Origin of the sequence: Amycolatopsis sp. NPDC021455, assembly GCF_040640995.1 — a bacterium.
Classification (GTDB): domain Bacteria; phylum Actinomycetota; class Actinomycetes; order Mycobacteriales; family Pseudonocardiaceae; genus Amycolatopsis.
The window spans coordinates 127933-143264 of sequence record NZ_JBFACT010000008.1 but is presented as its reverse complement, the minus strand read 5'-3'; the positions used below and the strand labels follow the sequence as shown (position 1 = coordinate 143264).

General features: G+C 70.6%; 14 protein-coding genes. 9 read left to right on the top strand and 5 right to left on the bottom strand.

Features of this window, described 5'->3' with window-relative positions:
* Nucleotides 1-48: 48 nt before the first annotated feature.
* The gene (locus tag AB0G28_RS13990) at nucleotides 49-537 is read left to right on the top strand and encodes a DUF6328 family protein (protein WP_361087825.1); all 489 of its coding nucleotides are present in this window, start codon (nucleotides 49-51) and stop codon (nucleotides 535-537) included.
* Here AB0G28_RS13990 and AB0G28_RS13985 read toward each other — a convergent pair.
* Nucleotides 513-905, bottom strand: coding sequence for a VOC family protein (locus tag AB0G28_RS13985; protein WP_361087822.1), 393 nt, complete (start codon nucleotides 903-905; stop codon nucleotides 513-515). The two genes, AB0G28_RS13990 and AB0G28_RS13985, sit on opposite strands and share 25 nt — an antisense overlap.
* Nucleotides 906-1138: 233 nt before the next feature.
* Between AB0G28_RS13985 and AB0G28_RS13980 the strand changes: the two genes are divergently transcribed.
* Nucleotides 1139-2953 (top strand): LamG-like jellyroll fold domain-containing protein, encoded by a 1815-nt coding sequence (locus tag AB0G28_RS13980; protein ID WP_361087820.1) that lies wholly within the window; start codon nucleotides 1139-1141, stop codon nucleotides 2951-2953.
* Between the two features lie 101 nt (nucleotides 2954-3054).
* Nucleotides 3055-5304: an RNA polymerase recycling motor ATPase HelR gene (helR, locus tag AB0G28_RS13975; protein WP_361087817.1), complete on the top strand. Its 2250-nt coding sequence runs from the start codon at nucleotides 3055-3057 to the stop codon at nucleotides 5302-5304.
* 39 nt (nucleotides 5305-5343) lie between these two features.
* Here the strand turns inward: helR and AB0G28_RS13970 are convergent, their stop codons facing one another.
* The gene (locus AB0G28_RS13970) at nucleotides 5344-5820 is read right to left on the bottom strand and encodes an Lrp/AsnC family transcriptional regulator (protein ID WP_361087815.1); all 477 of its coding nucleotides are present in this window, start codon (nucleotides 5818-5820) and stop codon (nucleotides 5344-5346) included.
* 263 nt (nucleotides 5821-6083) lie between these two features.
* Between AB0G28_RS13970 and AB0G28_RS13965 the strand changes: the two genes are divergently transcribed.
* On the top strand, nucleotides 6084-7610 hold the full coding sequence (locus AB0G28_RS13965; RefSeq protein WP_361087812.1) for an APC family permease: 1527 nt from the start codon (nucleotides 6084-6086) through the stop codon (nucleotides 7608-7610).
* Here AB0G28_RS13965 and lysA read toward each other — a convergent pair.
* From lysA to AB0G28_RS13950, 3 genes are all read right to left on the bottom strand, one after another.
* Nucleotides 7607-8950 carry a diaminopimelate decarboxylase gene (lysA, locus tag AB0G28_RS13960; protein WP_361087809.1) on the bottom strand — a complete coding sequence of 448 codons (1344 nt, stop codon included), beginning with the start codon at nucleotides 8948-8950 and terminating at the stop codon, nucleotides 7607-7609. The two genes, AB0G28_RS13965 and lysA, sit on opposite strands and share 4 nt — an antisense overlap.
* Nucleotides 8951-9087: 137 nt before the next feature.
* A complete protein-coding gene (locus AB0G28_RS13955) occupies nucleotides 9088-9993 on the bottom strand; it encodes a dihydrodipicolinate synthase family protein (protein WP_361087806.1) in 906 nt (301 codons plus the stop codon).
* A complete protein-coding gene (locus AB0G28_RS13950; RefSeq protein ID WP_361088014.1) occupies nucleotides 9990-10694 on the bottom strand; it encodes a GntR family transcriptional regulator in 705 nt (234 codons plus the stop codon). The genes AB0G28_RS13955 and AB0G28_RS13950 overlap by 4 nt, the downstream gene beginning before the upstream one ends.
* A gap of 62 nt (nucleotides 10695-10756) precedes the next feature.
* Between AB0G28_RS13950 and AB0G28_RS13945 the strand changes: the two genes are divergently transcribed.
* Genes AB0G28_RS13945 through AB0G28_RS13925 form a run of 5 tightly spaced genes read left to right on the top strand, consistent with a single transcriptional unit; the run spans nucleotide 10757 to nucleotide 15246 of the window.
* On the top strand, nucleotides 10757-11983 hold the full coding sequence (locus AB0G28_RS13945; protein ID WP_361087803.1) for an extracellular solute-binding protein: 1227 nt from the start codon (nucleotides 10757-10759) through the stop codon (nucleotides 11981-11983).
* Complete coding sequence (locus tag AB0G28_RS13940) at nucleotides 11980-13023, top strand: ABC transporter ATP-binding protein (protein WP_361087801.1); 1044 nt, start codon at nucleotides 11980-11982, stop codon at nucleotides 13021-13023. The genes AB0G28_RS13945 and AB0G28_RS13940 overlap by 4 nt, the downstream gene beginning before the upstream one ends.
* A complete protein-coding gene (locus tag AB0G28_RS13935) occupies nucleotides 13020-13487 on the top strand; it encodes a hypothetical protein (RefSeq protein WP_361087798.1) in 468 nt (155 codons plus the stop codon). Before AB0G28_RS13940 ends, AB0G28_RS13935 begins: the two co-directional genes overlap by 4 nt.
* Nucleotides 13484-14377, top strand: a complete 894-nt coding sequence (locus AB0G28_RS13930; protein WP_361087795.1) for a sugar ABC transporter permease — start codon at nucleotides 13484-13486, stop codon at nucleotides 14375-14377. Before AB0G28_RS13935 ends, AB0G28_RS13930 begins: the two co-directional genes overlap by 4 nt.
* Nucleotides 14378-14418: 41 nt before the next feature.
* Nucleotides 14419-15246 carry an ABC transporter permease subunit gene (locus AB0G28_RS13925; protein WP_361087793.1) on the top strand — a complete coding sequence of 276 codons (828 nt, stop codon included), beginning with the start codon at nucleotides 14419-14421 and terminating at the stop codon, nucleotides 15244-15246.
* Nucleotides 15247-15332: the final 86 nt, after the last annotated feature.

The following is a 15332-nucleotide window of genomic DNA, read 5'->3' as shown; positions in this document are numbered from 1 at the left end:
CGGATTTCCCAGCCGGTGGACCGTCCCGTGTCCGGTTATTGTGCATTCGTGCCCGAACACACCGGCGAAACCCGCAACGAGCAGCTGCAGCGCAACATCGGCGAGCTGCTGCAGGAGCTGCGGGTCGCCCAGGCCGGCGTGCAGATCCTCTTCGGTTTCCTGCTGTCGGTCGTGTTCACCGACCGGTTCCACGACGCCAGCGGGTTCGAGAAGTCGCTGCACCTGTCCGCGGTGGCCCTCGCGGTGGCGGCCACGGCGTTGCTGACCGCGCCCGCGGCGTGGCACCGGCTGCTGTTCCGCACGGGCAGCCGCGAGCGGATCCTCACCGTCGGCAACCGGCTCGTGCTGGTCGGGCTGGTCTGCCTGGCGCTGGCGATCACGTCGACCGTCGCGCTGATCGCCAAGGTGGTCTACGGCTGGATCGCGATGGTCGTCCTGGGCGTGCTGTGCCTGCTGATCTTCGGGGCCCTCTGGTTCGTCATGCCGATGCGGCTGCACCCGGACAACGACACTCAGCCGACGGGCCCGCCCAAGTAGAGCGTGTCTTCCTGGACGAAGCACAGCGGGTTGCCGAAGGGGTCGTCGGCGTAGAAGGAGCGTTCGCCCCAGAACTGGGTCTCGATGGCGTCGTCGAGCCAGCGCGGCCGGGCGGCGCGCACCCGCTCGAACGTCTCCTCGACGTCCTCGACCGCGAGGTAGACGATCCGCGGGTCCTTCCGCGGCCGCGGCTCGCGGTGTTCGAGCGGGGCTTCGACGCAGGCGAGCACCACGCCGCCGCAGGTGAAGTAGTGCCGGTTGACCGAGATCCGCTCGCCCGGATCGCCGAAGACGGCGGCGTAGAACGCGACGGCGACTTCGATGTCGTCGACGGGCTGGATCAGCCGGAACACCCGCGGGCCGCTCATGCGCACACCTCGCCGGCGCTCGGTGCGCCCTGAGCGGGAAGCGCAGTGTTGAACGATCCGCTCGCAAGCTCGCTCATGCGCACACTTCGCTGACGCTCGGTGTGCCCTGAGCGGGAAGCGCAGTGTTGAATGATTCGCTCGCAAGCTCGCTCATGCGGGCACAGTACCGCTGTTCATCCCCTGTTCGGCAGCAGTTGCCGGGGCCGTCGAAAGCCGCCCGTAGCTTCCCGCCCGTGACAGACACTTCTCGCCGGACCTTCCTCCTCGGCGCCCCGGCCGTCGCCGCCGCGGCGACCCTGCCGAACGTCCTCGGCGCGCCGGTCGCCGAAGCGCGCGGTTTCCGCCCGGACCCCGAAGATCCGCGTTTCACGCTCGTGGTCATGCCCGACACGCAGTACCTGTTCGACGAGGACCGCGGTGACGCGGCCCCGCTGGACGCCTCGCTGCGCTATGTCCTCGACGAGGCGGACGACAACGTTGTCTTCCTCGCTCACCTGGGGGATCTCACCCAGAACGGCCGCGCGGACGAGTTCGCCCGCGTCAGCCGCTCGTTCCAGGCGCTCGACCGGCGGCGGTTCCCCTACAGCACGCTCGCCGGCAACCACGACATCGACGGTTCGAAGGACGACCAGCGCGGCCCGTCGCCGTACCTCGACGCGTTCGGCCCGCAGCGCCAGCGCAACTCCCCGACGTTCCGGGGTGCCACGAAGGACGGCTACAACAGGTACCACGTCTTCCGCGGCGGTGGCCGCGAGTGGCTGCTGCTCGCGCTGGACTGGCGGCCCTCGGCGGGCGGCCTGAACTGGGCGAAGCAGGTCCTCGCGCAGCACCCGACGTTGCCGGCGATCCTCACCATCCACGAGCTGGTCTGGGCCGACGACGACGCCCAGGCGCAGTTCTCGACGTTCGGCGAGCACGTCTGGAAGGAGCTCGTCGAGGGCAACGACCAGATCTTCCTGACGCTCAACGGCCACTACTGGCCGACCGGGCGCACCGTCCGGAAGAACGCCGCCGGGCACGACGTGCACGTCCACATCGCCAACTACCAGGACCGCTACTACGGCGGCAGCGCGATGATCCGGCTCTACCAGTTCGACCTGGCCCGCGGGGTGATCGACGTCCGGACGTTCTCGCCCTGGCTCGCCGCGCAGGACCACCTGTCGGAAATGCAGCAGGTCGAGGTCGAGCGCAGTGGCAAGGCCGACTACTTCAGCCTGGAGATCGACTTCGCCGAGCGCTTCAAGGGCTTCGCGCCGGTGCCGGTCCCGCCGGGACGGCCGGCGAGGCAGCTCCTGGTGCCGGGCACGGTCGCGTACTGGCGTTTCGAGGGCGGGCAGGACGGCAAGCCGGTGCCGGACGACGTCGTCGTGCGCGACCAGACCGGGCACGGCAACGACCTCACCCGCGTCACCGCGCCCGGCAGCGGGCCGGACGCGCTGAAGTACGCGAGCGCGTTCTCCCCGCGGCAGCCGTCGCGGGCGAGCCTGCGGTTCGACGGCAGCCGCGACCCGAGCCGCGGCGCGTACCTGCGCACCGTCGACGCGGCGCCGATGAACCGCCTGAAGTTCGAGTGCGGCTACACGGTCGAGGCGTTCTTCTGGCTGCCCGCGAACTTCAAGGACGGCCACCACGGCTGGTGCGGCCTGTTCTCCCGGCAGGGCAGCGGCGCGGCCGCGGGCAAGACGGGCGACGACCCGAAGGAATCGGCCGCCACACTGTCCCTTTCGGACGGTGGCGAGCTGCAGTGGGCCGTGTACCCGCTGAACCAGGACCGGACGTCGACGAACTGGGGCCACGAGCTGCCGGTCGAGAAGTGGTGGCACGTAGCCGTGGTCAACGACGGTCGGCGCACGACGATGTACGTCGACGGCTGCCCGGTGGTCCGCAACCCGGCCACGCCGGCGGTCGGGCTGGCCGACCCGGGCGGGTCGTGGCTGGTCGGTGCCTCGTCCTACGACGGGAAGGTCGACCGCAGTTTCGCGGGGCTGCTGGGTGACGTGCGGGTGGTCGACCGGCCGCTGAACCCGCGTGAATTCATGCTGGGCTGAGGGCCTTGACAGCGGGTGGACAATAAAAAATCGGCGTGCCCTCCGGAAACCACAGGAGAACTCGCCGAACTTGTCGACAGTCTAACCGCTGTGAGGGGAACTTGTCAAATCAGGGGTACGACGAGGAATTGCGGGAAGAACGGGCCTACGTCGCCGCGCTGTACGAGCGGCTCGACCGCGAGCGCGCGGTGGCGCAGGCCCGTTACCACGGCGCGCTCGGGCAAACCGGTCTGACGCCGGGGGAACGGGAGACCGACGTCCGGTGCCGGTCGCGGGAGGCGACCCGGCTGGACTTCGCCGACAACGGGCTTTGTTTCGGCCGGTTGGACGCCGTTTCGGGCGAAACGAGCTACATCGGCCGGATCGGTCTCTTCGACGCGGAAAACGACTACGAGCCGTTCCTGCTGGATTGGCGGGCGCCGGCGGCGCGGCCGTTCTACACCGCCACGGGGGCGACGCCGGAAAACATGCGGCGCCGTCGTCAGTTCCACACGATGGGGCGCCGGGTCCTCGATTTCACCGACGAGGTTCTGGGTCGTCCCGGTGACAGCGAACGCGGGGACGCGGCGCTGCTCGCGGCCGTCAACGCGCCGCGCGGCGAGGGCATGCGGGACATCGTCGCGACGATCCAGGCCGAGCAGGACGAGATCATCCGCCTCGGCCACTCGGGTGTGCTGGTGGTCGAAGGCGGGCCCGGGACCGGCAAGACCGCCGTCGCGCTGCACCGGGTGGCGTACCTGCTCTACACCCACCGCGAGCGGATGTCGCGCACCGGCGTGCTCGTGGTCGGGCCGAGCCCGCTGTTCCTCGACCACATCGGCCGCGTGCTGCCGTCCCTCGGCGAGTCGGACGTCGTCTTCCTGACCACTGGCGACCTCGTGCCGGGGCTGCACGTCACCGCCGAGGACCCACCGGAGGTGGCGCGGCTCAAGGGGTCGTTGAAGATCTTGGACGTGCTGAACGCGGCGGTCGCCGACCGGCAGCGGGTACCGGACGAACCCGTGCCGGTCGAGCTGGGGGACGTCACCGTGCAGCTCGACGCCGGTCTGGTGGACGAGGCCCGGCGCGAGGCGCGCCGCTCGGGGCGGCCGCACAACGAGGCGCGCCCGATCTTCCGCCGGCACGTCCTGGCGCTCGTCGCCGAGCGGGCCGTGGCGAAGATCGGCGAGGGCTGGCTGACCAGGGAAGACCGCGGGCCGTGGGCCGATCTCCGCGCCGACGTCCTCGACGAGCTGCGGGAGCACGAAGAGCTCAGTGCCACGCTCGATGGGCTGTGGCCGGAACTCACGCCGGAGACGCTGCTGGCGCCGCTGTACATGTCGCCGCGCCGCCTCGAAGCCGCCGGCGCCGACCCGGCCCTGTTCCGCGCGGACGGCTCGGCCTGGACGGTGTCGGACTTGCCGCTGCTCGACGAGCTGGCCGGCCTGCTCGGCCGGGACGACTCCGCCGCACGCGCCGCCGCGCGACGTCAGGCGGACGAGGAGGCCGAGTACGCCGCCGGCGTCATGGACGTCATGAAGCTGGACCGCGAGGAGCTGGACGAAGACGTCATGCTCGTCGCCGAGAACCTGCTCTACGCCGGGGACCTGGCCGGGCGGTTCGTCGAGCGCGACACCCGCGACCTCGCCGAGCGCGCGGCCGCGGACCGCGACTGGACGTACGGGCACGTCGTCGTCGACGAGGCGCAGGAACTGTCCGAAATGGACTGGCGGGTGCTGATGCGGCGGTGCCCGAGCCGTTCCTTCACGATCGTCGGCGACCTCGCCCAGCGCCGCAGCGCCGCCGGGGCGACGGCGTGGGGCCCGGTGCTGGCGCCGTACGTCGGCGACCGCTGGCAGTACCGGGAGCTGACTGTGAACTACCGCACCCCGGCGGAGATCATGACCGTCGCCGGCGCCCTGCTCGCGCGGTTCGCGCCGGACGCGCGGCCGCCGGAGTCGGTGCGGGCGTGCGGCGTCCGGCCGTGGTCCAGACGAGTCTCGGACGGCGAACTGGCCGACGCCGTCGCCGAGTTCGTCCGCGACGAGGCCGGCCGTGAAGGCACCAGCGTCGTGATCGGCCCGCCGGACGTGCCGGGCACGATGACAACCGGGGGCTTCGCCACCCGGAACCCCCGAAACCCATGGATCCCGCCGTCGGCGGCCAAGGGCCTGGAGTTCGACGCCGTCCTCGTCGTCGACCCGGGCCGGATCCTGGCCGCGGGCCCGCGCGGCGCGGCCGAGCTGTACGTCGCGCTGACCCGCGCCACGCAGCGCCTCGGGGTGCTGCACCGGGATCCGCTCCCGGCGGCGCTGACCGGGCTCGCCGAAGCCGGAGCCCCGGCGCGGGCCGGGCACCGGCGGTTCCTGTAGCCGGTGCGGGGATGGCGGGTTTCCCGTCATCCCCGGCCGCTACGCCGTGAGCCGGCCCCAGGAGTAGTTCTGCTTGGCCAGCTTCAGGTACACGAACAGCTCGGTGCCGGACACGCCCGGGATCTTCCGGACCTCCTCGCCGAGCACCTCGAGCATGTGGTCGTCGTCCCGGCAGACGAGCTCGGCCAGCAGGTCGTAGCGCCCGGCGCACAGCACCACGTAGTGCACGTTCGGCAGCTCGGACAGCTTGTCCGCGACTTCGCGGGGATCGGCCCCGTCGACGCTGATCCCGACCATGGCCTGCCGCGTCAGGTCGACGTTGGCCGGGTCGGTCACCGCGACGATCTGCATCAGGTCGTCGCGCAGCAGCCGCTGCACGCGCTGGCGGACGGCACCCTCCGAAAGCCCGACCGCTTTGGCGAGCGCGGTGAACGAGGCCCTGCCGTCCTGTTGCAGCAGAGCTATCAGCGATCTGTCCGTATTGTCCAGCGCGCGCGCCCGTGATTCGTCACCCATGCCGTCCCTCCCTGTGTTTCGGCAGGTGATTTGTCAAGTGCGCAGCGTATCGAGACCTGACCAGAAAGCGAGACCCCCACGCCAGCTTCGCGTGATCCGGCGTACACGTCCCGATCGGCCGAGGAATCGGTGGCAGGAGACGGAATTCACGAGGCTTTCCGAGGCGGTTTGTGCGCCCGCGCACAGCCGGACGCACTTGCAGGCCGCCGCCGGGTACGGTCTGGCGGCTCCGTCGTCTCCAGCAACCCCAGGAGGACCAACAAATGGCGCTCGCCGTCGCTCCCGCCGTGCCCGAGAAGGGGCTACGCGGCGGCGCTCTGGGCATGGTGTCGTCGATGGTCATCGGGATGTCGTCGACCGCGCCGGCGTACTCGATCGCGGCCACGCTGGGCCTGATCGTGCTGGCGGGCACCGGGTTCAAGGCGGCCGCGTTCGTCCTGCTCTCGTTCGTGCCGGTGCTCTTCGTCGCGGTCGCGTTCCGCGAGCTGAACACCGCGGAACCCGACTGCGGCACCAACTTCACCTGGGCGTCGCGGGCGTTCGGCCCGCACGCCGGATGGTTCACCGGCTGGGTCGTCACGGTGGCGCAGCTGCTGGTCATGAGCAGCCAGTCCGCGCTGACCGGCCGGTACACGCTGCTGCTGTTCGGCGCGACCGGAGCGGCGGACAACCGGTGGGTGACGACGGCGATCGGCGCCGCCTGGCTGCTGGTGCTCTGCTGGCTGTGCTACCGCGGGATCGAGGTGTCCGCGCGGGCGCAGTGGATCCTGCTCGGGGTGGAGCTCGCCGTCCTGGTGCTCTTCTCGGCCGTCGCGCTGGTCCGCGTCTTCGACGGCACGGCCGGCCCGCAGGCCTCACTGCCGCGGCTGGACTGGCTGTGGCCCGGCGGAGTCTCCGCCGGGACGGCGGTCTCGGCGGTGCTGCTGGCCGTGTTCATCTACTGGGGCTGGGAAAGTTCGCTTTCGGTCAACGAGGAGTCCGCCGACCCGCGCCGCGCGCCCGGGCGCGCGGCGGTGCTCTCGACGGTGTTGCTGGTGCTGAACTACCTGCTCGTCACCGTCGCCGCGCTGGCCTTCGCCGGCGTCGGGACCGAGGGGATCGGCCTGGGCAACGAGGCGAACGCCGAGGACGTCCTCGCGGGGCTGGGCGGCGCGGTGTTCGGCGACGGGACGACGGGCAAGGTCCTGGGCGTGCTGCTGATCGTCTCCGTGCTGACCAGCGGCGCGGCCACCAGCCAGGCGACGATCATGCCGGCGGCGCGCACGACGTTGTCGATGGCCAGCCACGGCGCGCTGCCGCGGGTCTTCGGGCGCGTGCACCCGCGGTTCCGGACGCCTTCGGTCGCCACCTGGGCGTTCGGGCTCGTCTCGCTGGCGGTGTACGTGCTGCTGGCCCTGGTGAGCGGCAACGTGCTTTCGGACTCGGTCGACGCGGTCGGGCTGACCATCGCCATCGAGTACACGATGACCGCGCTGGCCTGCGTCTGGGTGTTCCGCCGGACGCTCTTCGCGAGCCTGCGCAACTTCCTCCTGCGGGGGCTGCTGCCGTTCACCGGCGGCGTGTTCTTCCTGGCGGTGCTGGTGTTCGCGCTGATCGAGTACGCGCGGCCGGACGCGGGCGAGACGACGGTGTTCGGCATCGGCGGGGTCGCGGTGATCGGCGTGGTGTCGATCGTGCTCGGGGTGCCGCTGATGTTCGCGGTGCACCGCGCGTGCCGGGAGTTCTTCGCCGGCCGCCGCCTGCCGCGCGGAGTGGTGCCGCGCGGCGGCGACGTCATCGTCGAGGCTTAGCCCAGGTCGCGGCGGCTGAGGTCTTCCTCGGTCTCGCGGCGCACCAGCAGCGTCGCGACGCCGTCCTTGACGCCGACCAGCGGGGGACGGCCGACCTGGTTGTAGTTCGACGCCAGCGAGTGGTGGTACGCGCCGGTGCACGGCACGGCCAGGAGGTCGCCGGCGTGCAGGTCGCCGGGGAGGCGGATGCCGTCGGCGAGGACGTCGCCGGATTCGCAGTGCCGTCCGACGACCGTCATCGGCATCCGCTGCGCCGTGGATCGCCGTCCGACCAGGCGTGTCGTGTAGCGCGCGCCGTACAGCGACGGGCGGGCGTTGTCGCTCATGCCGCCGTCGACCGCGACGAACGTGCGGCTCCCGCGCTTGACGGCGCACACGCGGTACACCGTGATCCCGGCGGGCCCGACGATCGCCCGGCCCGGCTCGATCGTCAAGCGGGGCAACGGGAAGCCGTGCGCCGCGCACTCGTAGGCCAGCGCGACGCGCAGGCGTCGCGAGTAGCCGCCGAGGTCGAACGCGGGCTCGCCGCCGGTGTACGGCACCGCGTGGCCGCCGCCGAGGTCGAGCTCCCGCAGCGTGACGCCGTGAGTGTCGCGGATCCGGGCGAGCACCTCGGCCATCCGCCGCGCGGCGGACTCGAACCGGTCGACGCGGGAGACCTGCGAGCCGATGTGGCAGTGCAGTCCCGCGAGCCGCAACCCTGGTTGCTTTTTCGCTGCTTCGACGGCGGCGTCGACGTTGTCGGGGACGCCGTCGAGCAGCGAGAAGCCGAACTTCTGGCCTTCGGTTCCGGTGCTGATGGCCGCGTGCGCCCCGGCCGCGACACCCGGCGTCACCCGGATCATCACCTGCTGCGCGCCGTGGGCGAGCGCGCCGAGCTGCTCGATCTCGTCGAGGGAGTCGACCACGATCCGCCGGACGCCGTATTCGAGCGCGGCCTTCAGGTCTTCGGGCGTCTTCGCGTTGCCGTGCAGCAGCATGCGCTCCGCGGGGAAGCCGACTGCGCGGGCGACGGCGATCTCGCCCGCGGAGCACGTGTCGAGCGACAACCCCTCTTCGGCGACCCAACGCAGTACAGCCCGCGTACACAACGCCTTGCTCGCGTACGCGACTTCGACGTCCGGCAACGCTTCGCGGTACTCGCGAGCGGTGTCACGGACCTGCTGCTCGTCGATGAGGTACGACGGCGTCCCGAAGCGCGCCGCGAGGTGGCTGACGCGCGCGCCGGCGAAGAGGAGTTCGCCGTCTTCGCCGAGTCGCGTGCTTCGCGGCCAGACTCCTGGCTCGAGGTGATCGGCGGCTTCACAGCCGAGGCTGGGAAGAAGCTCGCTGAGCGTCACGGGTGCCTCCGGTGTCGGCGGATCGGGTTCCGCCAGGACACCCCCGCCGACGTGTCCGGAGATCACCCGTGAATGCCGTTCTGACGGGTTGCCCGGACGCGCTTACTCGTCCTTGACGGACGAGTAACTTGCGTCACCTAGGAGAGTCCCCACGACGACAGGAGCCCGAAGAGCCGCTCCCGCTCGGCGCCGGTCAGCAGCCGGCTCGGCGGCCGGACGTCGGGGCGGCACAGGCCGAGCTGGCCGAGCGCGTCCTTGACCACGCTGACGTTGTTGGCGTTCCCGTTGGCGGCGCGCAGCTCTTCGAACGGCCGGATCCGCTCCCAGACCGTCATCGCCGCCGGGAAGTCCCCTGTGGACAGTGCGCGGAACATCTCCAGCGAGATCGCCGGGTCGACGTTCACCAGCCCGGACGTGAAGCCGGTGGCGCCGACGGCGAAGTAGCCGGGCGCCGAAAGCTCCGCCAGCCCCGCGATCCACACGAACCGCTCGAAGCCGGCGTCCCGCGCCACCGAACCGAACCGCACCGGGTCCGGCACGGCGTACTTCACGCCGATGACGTTCGGCGCCGCCTCGCCCAGCGCACCCAGCAGCTCGCCGGAGATCGCCGGGTTGCGGACGTAGAGCACGACGCCGAGTTCCGGCACGGCGGCGGCGATGGCGGCGTGGTAGTCGACCCAGCCGTCACCGGAGATGTACGGGTGCACCGGCTGGTGGATCATGATCATGTCGGCGCCGTTGTCCCGCGCGTGCTGTGCGGCCCGCGTCGCCGATGCGACGTCGTGCCCGACCCCGGCGAGCACGCTCGCCCGGCCGGCCACGGCCTCGACGGTGACCTCGAGGCACTGCCGCGCTTCGCCCGCGTCGAGCGCGTAGAACTCGCCGGTGTTCCCGTTCGGTGTCACGACCTCGATGCCGCCGGTGACCAGCCGGTCCACCAGCTTCGCGTACGTCTCGCCGTCGACGGCGCCCTCGGCGTCGAACGGCGTCACCGGGATGGCCACCACCCCGGAAAGCCGCCGCTTCTGCTCCTCGAACGTCATCGGGCCCCCTTCGGATCGCCGGTTTCGGTGGTGCGGTCGCCCGGGAGCCCGAAGGCGACCCGGTCGATGAAATCGGTGATGTGCATGCGCAGCAGGTGTTCGGTCTGCCGGGCGTTGCCGCTCTCGGCGGCGTTCAGGATCGCCCGGTGCTCGGCCGCTTCGCCCTGCCAGGTCGGGCTGATGCCCCAGCCGGTGACGGTGATCAGCGCCGCCTGGTCGCGCAGCCCGTCCAGGACCTCGACCAGCAGCGGGTTCCCGCACCCGGAGTAGAGCGCGCGGTGGAACAGCCGGTTGGTCAGGCTCGCCTTCGCACGGTCGGCGGCCGCGGCGCCCGTCTCGACCTCGGCCAGCACCTGCCGAGCCTCGCCGAAGTCCGCGCCTCGCTCGACCGCGCGCCGGACGGCTTCGGGCTCGAGGAGCGCGCGCAGGTCGTACACCGCGTACGCGCTCTCGGCGTCCATGACCCGGACCGCCGCCCCCTTGTACGTGCTCATCGTGACCAAACCGGAACCGGCGAGGATCCGCAGTGCCTCGCGCACCGGGGTCTTCGACACCCCGAGCAGTGCGCCCACCTCGGCTTCGACGAGTGTTTCGCCCGGTCCGAACTCGCCGCTCAAGATCGCTTCCTTGATGGCGTCACGGACGAAATCCGTCCGCGAGACGGGCGGCGGCGGCCTCCTGGCCGAAGAAGAGCTCGCCACTGGCATGTCCGATCTGATATACGATGCGACATACAACATTATCACGGACCGAGGGAGCAGCCATGCAGCGTCGCACCGGCTTCCGATTCCGACGAGTGTTGCTGGCGGCAGGCTTGGCCGCCGGCCTGGCGGCCTGCGGCGCGCCCGGCGGCGACGGTGGTCAGGCGGCGAATCCCCAGGCCGTACCGGACAAGCCGAGCAAGCCGGTCGAGCTGAACATCCTCGACGTCGCGGGCAACCTGCAGCTCACCAAGCAGATGATCGAGAACTTCAAGGCCGCGCACCCCGAAGTGCTCTCGAAGGTCACCTATTCGACGGCGCCCGCACCCAGCATGGCGGGCAAGCTCAAGGCCGAGCAGGACGGCGGCGTCGCCCAGACGCACCTGGTCCTCAGCGGCACCGACGGTCTGTCGGCCGGCATCGCGAACGGCACCCTGGCCAAGGTCCTCCCGGACTTCGCCGGCCGGTTCCCGAACCTGATGCAGAACTACCAGGAACCCGCGGCGAAGATGCAGGAGCTGGCCAACGGCTACGGCATCGAAGTCGTCTATTACCCGTCCGGCCCGCTGCTGGAGTTCAACCCGTCGGCGGTTTCTTCCGTGCCGGGATCCCCGCAGGCGTTGCTCGACTGGGCGAAGGCGCACCCGGAGAAGTTCCAGTACGCCCAGCCGTCGAACTCCGGCCCCGGCCGGACGTTCCTGATGGGGTTGCCGTACCTGTTGGGCGACAAGGACCCGAAGGACCCGGACAAGGGCTGGGACAAGACCTGGGCGTTCCTGCAGGAGCTGGGCAAGTACGTGAAGTACTACCCGTCGGGCACCACGGAGACGATGAAGAACCTCGCGTCGGGTTCGGTGGACATGATCATGTCGACCACCGGCTGGGACATCAACCCGCGCAAGCTCGGCACGGTGCCCAACACGGTCAAGACCGCGATCATGCAGCCGATGCACTGGGTCACCGACGCCCAGTACGCCCTGATCCCGAAGGGGCTGTCCCCCGACCAGGAGTCGGCGATCCTGCAGCTGATCGCGTGGATGCTCAAGCCGGACCAGCAGGCCATCGCCTACGACGACGGGTATTTCTACCCCGGCCCCGCGGTCAAGGACGTCACGCTGCAGATGGCTCCGCAGAAGAGCCAGGACACGATCAAGCAGTTCGGGCGCCCGGAGTACGAGCAGTGGATCGCGCAGTACCCGAAGGAGACGTCGCTGCCGGCCGAGCAGCAGGTCAAGGCGTTCGACAAGTGGAACCAGCTGGTCGGCGGCTCGAAGGTCGGCAAGAAGTGACGTTCGAGCAGCTGCGGCTGGACGGGGTGTCGCGCAGCTTCGGCACCGCGAACGCCCTGAGCGGCCTCGACCTCGCCATCGCGAGAGGCGAGTTCGTGGCCCTGCTCGGCCCGTCCGGCTGCGGCAAGTCGACGGCGTTGAACTGCCTGGCCGGCTTGCTGCCGTTGACCGGCGGCAGCATCTGGCTCGACGACACCCGCATCGACGGGCAGCCGCCGGAGCAACGCGGGTTCGGGATGGTGTTCCAGAACTACGCGCTGTTCCCGCACATGTCCGTCCGCGCGAACGTCGGGTTCGGCCTCAAGATGCGCAAGGTGGGCCGGGTGGAGGCCCGCCGCCGCGTCGACGAGGCGTTGCGCCTGGTGCAGCTCACCGAGCACGCGGCGAAGTTCCCCGCCCAGCTGTCCGGCGGCCAGCAGCAGCGCGTCGCCATCGCCCGCGCCGTGGTGCTGGAGCCACCCGTGGTCCTGATGGACGAGCCACTGTCCAATTTGGACGCCAAGCTCCGATTGGAGATGCGGATGGAGATCCGCCGCCTCCACCAGACGTTGGGACTGACCACGGTGTACGTCACCCACGACCAGGAGGAGGCCCTGTCGCTGGCCGACCGCCTGGTGGTGCTGCGCGAGGGCGCGGTCCAGCAGATCGGCACGCCCGAGGAGGTCTACGCCCAGCCGGTGAACAGCTATGTCGCCTCCTTCATGGGTTATCGAAACCTCCTGGACGTGACGGTCACGGGCGCCGCGGGCTCATCGGTCACGGTGGAGGGCGCGGGAGCCCGCCTGACCGGCCGCGGCTCGCTCACGGAGGGCCCGGCAAAGGTGGCGATCCGCCCGGAGGACTTCGTGGTCGGCGACGGCGCGGAGAACGCCCTGGACGTGACGGTCGAGATCGTCGAGTACCACGGCCGCGAGCTGTCGGTCTCCGCCCGCCTGGCGACCGGGGTGCCGGTCTACTTCCGGACGGACAAGCGCCTCGCCCCCGGCGACACGGCGAAGATCGGTGTCCCGGCCGAGCGGGTCCTGGTGTTCGCGCCATGACCGCCACGCCTGCCGAGACCGCCGCGACCGGCGAGGTCGTCGTGACTGCCGAGGCCGCCGCGCGGGTGGCTGCCCCCTGCGCCGCGCCGGTGGCGGCTGCGTCTGCCGAGGCCGTCGTGCGGATGGCTGCTGCCTGCGCCGCGCCGGTGGCGGCTGCGTCTGCCGAGGCCGTCGTGCGGATGGCTGCTGCCTGCGCCGCGTTGGCGGCCGCGGCGCCTGCAGAGATCGCCGCGCTGGTGGCCACCGCCCGCCTTGCGGTGGTGACCGCCACACCTGCCGAGACGGCCGTGCGGATGGATCCTGCCTACGCCGCCCCGGTGGCGGCTGCGCCAGCCGAGACCACTGCGCGGGTGGCCCCTGCCCGCCTTGCGGTGGTGACCGCCGCGGGAGTCAGCGACACCCGCGGTGCCTCGATGGCCGCCGTGAGGATCGGCGTCGCTCATGCCGCGAGGGTCGCGCCGTGACCGCCGTGGCGAGCGCTCGGCCCGCGTTGCGGCACCGCCTTGCCGAACGCGGTGTCGACCGCACCCTGCTGCTCCTGGTGCCCGGCCTGCTGGTCATTGCCTGCCTGTTCCTCTACCCCTTCCTCTACGGCCTCCAGTTGTCGTTCGCCCCGCGCAAGGGCGGGGTCTTCGCGAACTACGCGCGGTTCTTCGGCGACCCCTACCTGCGCGACACGATCTGGACGACGCTGGGCATCGCGCTGCCCGCGACGTTCATCAACGTCCTCGCCAGCATCCCGATCGCGTACGTGATGCGCGGCCGCGTCCGTGGCAAGCGCCTCCTGACGACGATCCTCGTCGTGCCGATCACGCTCGGCACGGTGCTCACCGCGCAGGGCCTGATCATGTACGGCGGGCCGGCGGGCTGGCTGAACAAGGTGCTCACCGTCCTCGGCGTCACCGACCAGCCGCTGCCGCTGATCCACAACTACACCGGCGTGCTGTTGTCGCTCGTGATCACCGGCTTCCCGTTCTCCTTCCTGCTCACGTTGTCCTATCTCTCGGGCATCGACCCCTCCTTGGAGAAGGCGGCCGCCACGCTCGGCGCGAACGGCGTCCAGCGCTTCCGGCGGATCACGCTGCCCCTGCTGGCGCCCGGGCTGGCGATCACCTTCTGTCTCTCGTTCGTCATGGCGTTCTCGGTGTTCCCTTCGGCGCAGCTCGTCGGCGACCCCGCGAACGAGACCCGTGTCATCTCGATCGCGGCCTACCACGCCGCCTTCGAGGAGTACGACTACTCGATGGGCTCGGCCGTCGCGATGCTCATGGCGGTGGTCATGCTGATCGTGATCGGCCTGGTCATGGCGTGGCGCGGCACGCTGTACCGCGGAGCGACCGGAGGCAAGGGTTGACCAGGCAGGGGTTGATCGGGCAAGGGGCGACCAGGCAAGGGATGACCGGTTGGGTCGCGCGTCCCGGACGTTGGGTCGTCTGGGCCGTCGTCGTGTTCTTCTTCGTCAACCTCGCGGGCGTGGTGCTCTCGGTGGTCGTCGACTCGTTCGGCACGCAGTGGTTCGGCAGCTGGCTCCCGGACGGCTTCACGACCCACTGGTACGCCGACGCCTGGCGCGAGTTCGGCCTGTCGGACGTCCTCCTCACGACGGCGATCGTCGCCCTGGTGGTGATCGCCGTGTCGGTGGGGGTCGGTGTCCCGGCCGCCTACGCGCTGGCTCGCCGGTCGTTCCCCGGCAAGCGCCTGGTGATGCTGCTGTTCGTCCTGCCGATCCTGATCCCTCCCATCACCTACGGGATCCCGCTGGCCACCGTGCTGTACAAGTTCCACCTCGCCGGCACGATCACCGGCGTCATCCTGGCCAACCTGGTGCCTTCGGTGCCGTTCGTCGTGCTGACGATGACGCCGTTCATCGAGCAGATCGACCCGAAGATCGAAGCCGCGGCCCGCATGTCCGGCGCGCGGACCTTCTCGGTGTTCACCCGCATCCTGGGCCCGCTCCTGCTGCCGGGGATCCTGGCCGCGTCGATCCTCGTGCTGGTGCGGACAGTCGGCATGTTCGAGCTGACCTTCCTCACCGCGGGCCCGGACTCGACGACCCTCGTCGTGGCGCTCTACAACTCCGTGTTCGCCGCGGGTATCCGGGCCAACCAGTCGGTCGACGCCATGGCGACCATCTACACCGCCTCCATGCTCGTGCTCCTTCTCATCGCGTTGCGGTTCGTGAACCCGACCCAGCTGGTGACCCGGATCCGGGAGGAGACCTAGTCCGTTCGCTCATGTGATCGACTCTACCGTGAATCTTCGAACATGTGATCGACACGATCGAGCGAACTCGCAGGTCTTGCGCCTCC